We start from the raw sequence: 8,567 nt of genomic DNA on the forward strand, positions 1-8,567 counted from the left end.
GCGAACCGGTTGTTCATCATAACCGGGAAATAGGTAAACATTAAGTCAAAGGGCCGCCGTCCGGATAAGATGCGGCCCTTTTGATTTATTCGGACTTGAGGTTGTTTACGGGATTGTCGTGGGTGGTACGGAATACGTTATATCCGGAAACCGCCAGTATGACGGTGAGTACCAATACGCCTCCTCCCACGAATAGATACCAGGATAGCTGGATCTTTTCCGAGAATTGTTCTTGCCATTTTTGGGAGATATAGAAAGCGATACCGCAACCTAGTAAGATGGCCGGCAATGCCATGGTGATGATATCTTTCAAGAAAATATGGAGTATGTCTTTTACCGTGGCTCCGTTAATCTTGCGGATCGCCATTTCTTTCCGGCGACGGTTCACCTCGTCGTTCGTGTATCCGATCAATCCGATGAAGACGATCAGCAAGGTGACGATGCCACCGATCATGACGGAGTCACGGAATTTCCGGGAGGAGGTGTATCCTTCCAGCATCTCGCTCTTGAAGGAGATCACGTTGAGTTCTTTATCCGGGATGAGTTGCCCCATTAGATCCTGTGTCTTGCGTAGGGCCTCGGAAGAAAGGCTATGGTACCGAATGACCATATGTTGGGCTGCCCCTTTCGTATAGAACATGATCTTGGCTCGCGGATCTTCTGCCGCTATGGAACCTAGGCGGAAATTCTCGAATACGCCCCGGATCGTGAAGAGAGGCATCGACTCGGACTTGGTATCGTGTCCGGTTATTTGTACCGTCTTGCCCACGGCTCCATCCTTCCAGTCGGCAAAAGGTTTCATGTATTCAATGAAATCGCGGCTCACCAGTATCTCTTGCGAGGAGGTGGTATTCTCTGTGAAGTACTGTCCTTCTACGATCGGGATTTCCAATACGTTCAGGTAATCGTTTCCTACGTCGTAGAGGTCGGCGATGTTGAATAGTTCCCGGTCGTCTCCCGGAAGATAGACGTTATTGCCCGAGGCTCCCCAGAAAGGAAGGTTATAGCAAGTCGTGATGGCGTCTACCTCGGGCAATCTCTGGGTTTCCTCGATCAGTTTGGCACGCCCCGTGGAGTCTACGGCGCCGATATACACATAGGCGAGGTTCTCAGGATTGTATCCCGGATGATCATTCACCATATGGTCGTATTGCTTGCCTACCACTAGCAATAAGGAGGCGAGGAAGCTGATTGCCGTGAACTGGAAGAACAAGAGTCCCAGTTTCCAAAGGCGGCGTGCTTCACGAATACTCCGGAAAACAGCCGCTACAGGAATGCGTCCTAAGAACCAGCCGGTAGCTATGCCCGTAGAGATAAGTACGACTATGACCGTGAGGCATATCGCCCACATACCCGTGGATAGGAATAACGATCGGACTCCCGTGCCGATCAGCTCCTTTATAATTCCTTGAAATCCTAGGATCAAAAGTACGACCAGCACTAGTGCGACGGTGACGTGGGTCCCTACCTCGGACAACGCCATACCTTGGATATCCTTACCGCTCGCCCCGTAACATTTGCGTACGGCCATCTCTTTCGTGCGGTTCACGATGGAGGAGATCACGATCAATATATAGTTCATTACGGCGGTGAAGATCAATACGAAGGCGATGAACGAGAGGATCAAGGCCATACGTTTGGCCATATCGTCCTCCATATGTACGTTGAGTAGTTTGTGGAAGGTGAAGGTCAGTTCCACGCCGGCTTTCTTAAGGTCGTTTACGGGGAAATGCTTGTCGATCATCTGTCTCATTCCCGCTTCCAACTGGGCCTCTGTCGTACCCGGCGATACCTTGACATAACTTTGGTAGCGGTCGTTTCCGGTTAACATATGGGTTCCGTCCCACATGAACTTGCTGATGGAAGAAAGGGATACGATAATGTCATAACTCTGTTCGGTGTTGTCCGGTAGTTTCTTGAATACGCCGCCTATCGTGAGGGCTTGTCCCGGCGCGTCGTCAATCTCGAAGCGTTTTCCCATCACGTTACCGCCGATACGTTCGGCGATCTCGTCGGATACGAGCACGTACATGGGTTGGGAGAGAACTTGCTTAGGGTCTCCGATGAGCATGGGGCGGGGCAATACGTCGAAAAGACAACTGTCCGCTAGGATGAAGGTCGCTTTGAGCCGATGCTTGTTGTCGGACATCGTAAAAGGGGAGTTTCCCCGGAAGTACGTATAGCGTGTGGCGGCCTCGATCTCCGGTGTCTCTTGTTTCAAGAGGGGGATTACTCCGGCGGGCGTTTGCCCGTGGTCGCCCACTTCCCCGTTCATGAAAAATTTCTCATATACTCGATAGATCCGGTCTCCGTCCGGATAGAAGTTATCGTAGGTGTTCTCGAAGTGGACTTTAGCGATCAGCACCAAGCCGATGGTCAGTCCTATACCCAAGGAGATAATCTTCATTACATTGTGTTGCCCTCTCTTAAAAAGGGAGCGAATTGCGATCCCGATGTTTTTCATATTGTTATTGTATTATTTTCCGGTAAGATAAAATCAAATACCGTGCCATTGTGTTTATGTGGTTGAAAAACAGAGGGGTGAGTAGCGTATGATTATTTGTGAGTGTCCAATAATTGGACAAGGGTGTCCAGATTTTGGACACCTTTGTTTAATACCTTTTCTCAATAGAGGCTCCGGGGAAATAATGCGTGAGGATTTTCCGGTACGAATACCCTTTGGCTCCCATCACGGCGGCTCCGATCTGGCAAAGCCCCACGCCATGTCCCCATCCGGCTCCCGTTAAGATGAAGCGGGAGGGGATATCGAGGCGGATATCCTTCTTATCGACAACAAAGGCCGAGCTGTATAGATGCGTCTCGGACAATGTCCGGCGTATCTCAAGCTCTTTGCCGATGGTGAACGAACGGCGTACCCCTACGATCTTGAGTTTCGTGATACGTCCGGACGAACCTCTTTCCAACGGTACGAGATCGATGATCGGCCCGAAATCCATACCCGTTTTCCGGTGGATCAACCCCGATAGTTCCTCTTGCGTGTATTCTACTTTCCAACGGTAGAAATCCGTGGTCTCTTGATCGTAGTTGTTTAGCACTTGGCTAAGGATCTCCTTGTCCGTCGTATTACAGAAGGCTTCGGGTGAGGTACGTATCCATTGTTCCGCTTCCCGCTCGTCCGTCAAGTCGGGATAGGCGGGAGTCTCGCCGTCCCTCAATGCGGTAAGATAGGAGTGGGGAACCGGTTCCCAGCAATTCTCGAATTTCTCGGTCACGCCTCCGCAGCATTTCGAGAACCGGGCGTCGCAGATCGTATCGTTATCCATCAATACCTCTCCACGGGTCTCTTTGATCACCTCCCTGACTATCGGATTCGATGCCCGGGTAATACCTTGGTAACGCTGGCAATGGTCGTCGGCACAGACATCGAACAACTCATGGTCCTCCCGGTCGTACCAGCGGATCAAGGTCTCGTTGTCGCGGTAACAACTTTTATAGGGCGTAACCGATCCGTTCAAGCTGAAATTCTTCTCGACCTGCGCCAAGAGCCAGCTTCGTGAGATCACGGCATGGGCTTTCAGCAACTCTTTGGAAGCGTTGGCGCTCATCTCCGAGGAGATTACGCTGGTAAGGTATTCCTCCACGTCCACTTGGTTGATCGTGACGATTCCTTTATCGGTCGCCACGAGGTTCAACGCTCCCTTGAAGCGTTGATCCTCCTGTCGTTGCCAGTGAAAATCCACGCCGATCGTGACCGCCTTCAAGTCGAAAGAGGATTGCGGGCTGGTCGGCTCAAAGAATAGCTCCTGATAAAGCTTCCCATTGTACACGATCTTGCCGTTTACCCAGAGGGCACGTTGCTCGCCTATGGTGAACGTGCCGGTTTCCGTATGTACATACTCTTCGTTAAAAACAAATGAGATCGCTTTGTGGGTCATGATTCCCACATTGATTACAGGTGCTTCCATATCCTTATTCCTTTATTCTATTCTTTTTTCGCGTTCAGGGAATTAAATGTGAGGTAAGCGATCATGACAAGGTACATGACAACCGCCAGTATCTCGGCGGCATTGCTAGATGCCCATTCCTCGTTCATCAAGTTGATTCCGCCGAAACGTAAGGCTGCGCTGACCACGCCCATCAAGGCGCCGCCGGCGATAAAGCCGGAAGCCAGTAACGTACCTTTCTCCAAGCGGGCTGAGTTCAAGCTTTGGTCTTTGCTACGGCTTCCTACGTACCAACTGATCGCTCCACCGATCAAAAGCGGCGTATTCAGGTCCAAAGGGATAAACATACCCAAGGCGAATGCCAACGCTGGTATCTTGCAGAAGTTCAATACGACGGCGAGGACGGCTCCAATCGCGTATAAAGCCCAAGGTGCCCCCGAACCACTCATCAATGGCTCGATAACGGCGGCCATAGCGTTCGCTTGCGGAGCGGCCAATTGCCCGGTCGTGAAACCGTACGTCTGGTTCAATATCAAGATCACGCCTCCTACCGTAGCGGCGGAAACTAATGTGCCTAAGAATTTCCAAGTCTCTTGCTTGGCGGGTGTGCTCCCCAGCCAATAGCCGATCTTTAAGTCGGTAATGAAACCTCCCGCCATGGAAAGCGCCGTACAAACCACGCCTCCGATAATCAGGGCGGATACCATGCCGGCCGGCCCTTTCAACCCTACGGCGACCAAGATGATGGAGGCGAGGATCAACGTCATGAGCGTCATGCCCGATACCGGGTTCGTCCCTACGATAGCGATAGCGTTTGCCGCTACGGTCGTAAACAGGAAAGCGATCACCCCGACCAACAATAAGCCGATGGCGGCATGGAACCAATTATGAAGTACGCCGAACTGGAAGAACAGGAAGGTGACGATCAGCGATACGATGATACCGATCGTTATCACTTTCATCGACAAATCCTTTTGCGTACGTATAGTATTACTCTCCACAGCGTCTCCTTTTCCTTTCAACTCGTTCGCCGCCAAGCCTACGGCTCCCTTGATGATTCCCCAAGAGTTGATGATGCCGATCACCCCGGCGGTAGCGATACCTCCGATACCGATGTGGCGGGCGTAGGTGGTGAAGATTTGCTCGGCGCTCATGCTCCCGACGGTCGCCGTGATAGCGTCATTGCCGAACGTAAGTACGTCGGCGCTGAAAATGGCGGACATGGCGGGGATGATCACCAACCATACCAAGAATGAACCGGCGCAGATGATCAAGGAGTATTTTAATCCGATGATGTAACCCAGACCTAGTACGGCAGCGCCCGTATTGATTTTCAATACGATCTTGGCCTTCTCTGCCAGCATCTCACCGGCTCCGACGATACGGGTACTGATCGTCTCGCCCCACCAACCGAAGGTGGCGATGATGAAGTCGTACAAACCACCGATTAATCCGGCGAAGATCAAGGGCTTCGCTTGGCTTCCGCCTTTCTCGCCGGAGACGAGTACTTGCGTGGTAGCCGTAGCCTCCGGGAAGGGATACTTACCGTGCATATCGGATACGAAATATTTACGGAACGGGATTAATAGCAAGATCCCGATGATACCTCCTAACAAGGAACTCATGAAAACCTCGAAGAAATTGACCGTGATCTCCGGATATTTGTCTTGCAGGATATAAAGGGCGGGCAAGGTGAAAATGGCCCCCGCCACGATCACGCCGCTACTAGCCCCGATAGACTGGATGATGACGTTCTCTCCCAAGGCGTTCTTCCGCTTGAATCCGCTAGACAACCCTACGGCGATGATAGCGATCGGGATGGCGGCCTCGAATACTTGACCGACCTTCAGGCCCAGATAAGCGGCCGCCGCGCTGAATATCACCGCCATGACCAATCCCCAAAGGACGGACCAAGGCGTAACCTCCGGATAGTGTTTGTTGGGAGACATAAGAGGCTTGTAGCTTTCCCCTTCTTTTAATTCTCGGTAGGCGTTTTCTGGCAGCCCGGTTACCTTTTCTTCATTTTCTGGTTTCACGATATTAAAATGTTAGATTATAAGTTCGTAATAGCTCCACCAAACGGGTGTTGGGTGACAAATTTATGTTTTCTGGCTGAGACATGCAAGGATTCTTTAGAATAGTTAGGGCAACCGTACCCAAATTATCTATATGAATTCTTGCCCAGTAGCGTATGAATTCTTGTTCGCATGCTGTATAATTCTACAAACCACGGCGTGATCTGTACAGACCAAGTCGTGGAATATACAAATCACGTCGTGGTCTGTACATCCCACGGCGATCATTTGGAAATAGATCAAGTAGTAAGTATGTTTGTATATGGCAAAAAGAATGTTTATTACTTGAGGACATGAACAATTATACCTAGAGCAGTTATAGTTGTACATATCAAGCAAGAGATGTGCGACTTGAATGGGATGGGGGAGAAGCCGAGTAAATAATTTGAGGTTTATCGTTAATTCGTAAATTCTTTCTATTTTTGTAGTCAAATACAGAAAGTAGATGAATCAAAGATATCCTTCAGCCTTGTTGGAAAATGCCGTGAATGAATTGGCTTCCTTGCCGGGGGTGGGGAGGAAGACAGCGCTCCGGCTAGCGCTTTATATGTTGCGCCGGGACGTCGGCTATACGGAAAACTTCGCTGCGGCCTTGGTCGCCCTCCGTCGAGACGTGAAGTACTGCAAGGTCTGCCATAATATATGTGATGATGAGGTTTGCTCTATTTGCGCCAACCCCAGCCGTGACCATTCTTTGGTTTGCGTGGTAGAGAATATCAAGGAGGTGATGGCGATAGAGAATACCGGGCAATTCCGTGGCGTATACCATGTGTTGGGCGGGATCATCTCGCCAATGGATGGCATCGGACCGGGAGACTTGCGTATCGACAGTCTGGTGCGACGTGTGGCCGAAGGTGAGGTGAAAGAGATCATCTTGGCGTTGAGCACTACCATGGAAGGCGATACGACTAACTTTTTTATTTACCGGAAGCTATCCGGTTACGATGTGAGGATCAGTGTCATCGCACGTGGCGTGTCTATCGGTGATGAGATCGAGTATGCCGACGAGATCACCTTAGGACGATCCATTATCAATCGTACTGAGTTCAATCTCACCTCTTCTAATTCATAATCATAACTCATAATTAATATCCGGAATGACCTACGAAGAAACCAAGTTGTCCGTTATCATCGTTAACTATAACGTGAAGTATTTTCTGGAGCAATGCCTCTATTCTGTCCGTGCCGCCGTAACGGGGATGGACGCCGAGGTGTTCGTGGTGGATAATAACTCGACGGATGGATCTGTCGAATATCTCCGGCCTAAGTTCCCGGAAGTGGTTTTCATCGAGAATAAAGATAATCCCGGTTTCGCCAAGGCCAATAATCAGGCGATTCGCCAGTGCACCGGGGAATACGTGTTATTGCTGAATCCCGATACCGTGGTGGGAGAGGAGAGCCTCCGCAGCCTGTGCTTCCAGATGGATGAGGATCCGGAGATCGGAGCTATCGGCGTGAAGATGCTGAATGGGCACGGGGTATTCTTGCCGGAGAGCAAACGGGCTTTCCCTTCGCCTTGGGTGTCGTTCTGCAAGATATTCGGCCTTTCAAAGCTGTTTCCTAACTCTCCGGCATTCGCACGTTATAGCCTGCCGTATCTGGATAAAGAGCAGACGCATAAGGTGGAGGTGCTGGCGGGTGCGTTCATGTTGCTTCGCCATGAGGCGTTGGATAAGGTTGGCTTGTTAGATGAGTCGTTCTTCATGTATGGGGAGGATATCGATTTGTCTTATCGGATCGTGTTGGGAGGCTATAAGAACTTGTACGTGCCGGAACGGATCCTGCATTATAAGGGGGAGAGTACGAAGCATGGTGACTTGAGGTACATAAGGGCTTTTTACGGTGCCATGTTGATTTTCTATAAGAAATATTATCCGGGAGCCGGTTGGTTGATGCGGATACTGATCCGGTTGGCTGTCCTGCTGAAAGCTTGCTGGGCGACGATTTCAGCCCCTCTACGCAAGAAGGCTAAAGCGGTTAAGCATCGCCGCCTTTTGATCTTGTGCAGGGAGGATCATTTTGAGGAGGTAAAGGCCGTTTGCCTGAAAGCTATGCCGGATCTGGAATTCGTGAATCTCTGGGATTTGGACGTGGAGCGTGTGATGGATGCTATCTGTCGCAAGAACCAGATGAAAGGCTTTACGGACTACGCTTTCTGCTTCCCCGATGCCCGCTACGAGCAGATGCTCTTGTTCATGGACAAGCTCGTGAACAAGAAAGCGGTTTTCCATATATATACGAAGAAGAGTGGTCGGCTTGTTTAAGTAATCCTTGAGTAAATATGTTGTTGTCGAATGATAGAGTCCGTTTGAGGGCATTGGAACCAGAGGATCTGGAGTTGTTGTATCGTTGGGAGAATGATCCGGAGTTATGGGAAGTAGGGAATACCTTGGCGCCCTATTCCCGTTATATATTGAAGGAATATATAGCGGGTAGCGACCGGAGTATCTATGAGTCTCGCCAACTTCGCTTCATGATCGAGGAATGCGATACGGGGACTTCCGTGGGGATCGTGGATTTATTCGATTTTGAGCCGCATTTGAAATAATTAAAGTGGGGAAAATGCGGGTAAAAAGAAAAGCGCAGA

General features: G+C 50.3%; 5 protein-coding genes and 1 pseudogene. 3 read left to right on the forward strand and 3 right to left on the reverse strand.

The window, feature by feature from the left end:
- Positions 1 to 85: 85 nt before the first annotated feature.
- The 3 genes from DW033_RS19455 to DW033_RS19465 all read right to left on the reverse strand — a co-directional run bounded on the left by DW033_RS19455 (position 86) and on the right by DW033_RS19465 (position 5,941).
- A complete protein-coding gene (locus tag DW033_RS19455; protein ID WP_048927446.1) occupies positions 86 to 2,464 on the reverse strand; it encodes an FtsX-like permease family protein in 2,379 nt (792 codons plus the stop codon).
- A 148-nt stretch (positions 2,465 to 2,612) separates the two neighbouring features.
- Entirely contained in the window at positions 2,613 to 3,926 is a 1,314-nt protein-coding gene (locus tag DW033_RS19460) for a SpoIID/LytB domain-containing protein (RefSeq protein WP_122383041.1), read from the reverse strand.
- A 17-nt stretch (positions 3,927 to 3,943) separates the two neighbouring features.
- A complete protein-coding gene (locus DW033_RS19465) occupies positions 3,944 to 5,941 on the reverse strand; it encodes an OPT family oligopeptide transporter (protein WP_048927444.1) in 1,998 nt (665 codons plus the stop codon).
- A 484-nt stretch (positions 5,942 to 6,425) separates the two neighbouring features.
- Between DW033_RS19465 and recR the strand changes: the two genes are divergently transcribed.
- From recR to DW033_RS19480, 3 genes and pseudogenes are all read left to right on the forward strand, one after another.
- Positions 6,426 to 7,052, forward strand: a complete 627-nt coding sequence (gene recR, locus DW033_RS19470; RefSeq protein ID WP_005868175.1) for a recombination mediator RecR — start codon at positions 6,426 to 6,428, stop codon at positions 7,050 to 7,052.
- Between the two features lie 25 nt (positions 7,053 to 7,077).
- Positions 7,078 to 8,244, forward strand: a complete 1,167-nt coding sequence (locus tag DW033_RS19475; RefSeq protein ID WP_122383042.1) for a glycosyltransferase family 2 protein — start codon at positions 7,078 to 7,080, stop codon at positions 8,242 to 8,244.
- Between the two features lie 17 nt (positions 8,245 to 8,261).
- Positions 8,262 to 8,519 (forward strand): annotated as a pseudogene (locus DW033_RS19480) (GNAT family N-acetyltransferase); the annotation flags it as partial.
- Between the last annotated feature and the right edge of the window lie 48 nt (positions 8,520 to 8,567).

The sequence above is a fragment of the Parabacteroides sp. AF39-10AC genome (genome assembly GCF_003635405.1).
Taxonomy (GTDB): Bacteria; Bacteroidota; Bacteroidia; order Bacteroidales; family Tannerellaceae; genus Parabacteroides; species Parabacteroides distasonis.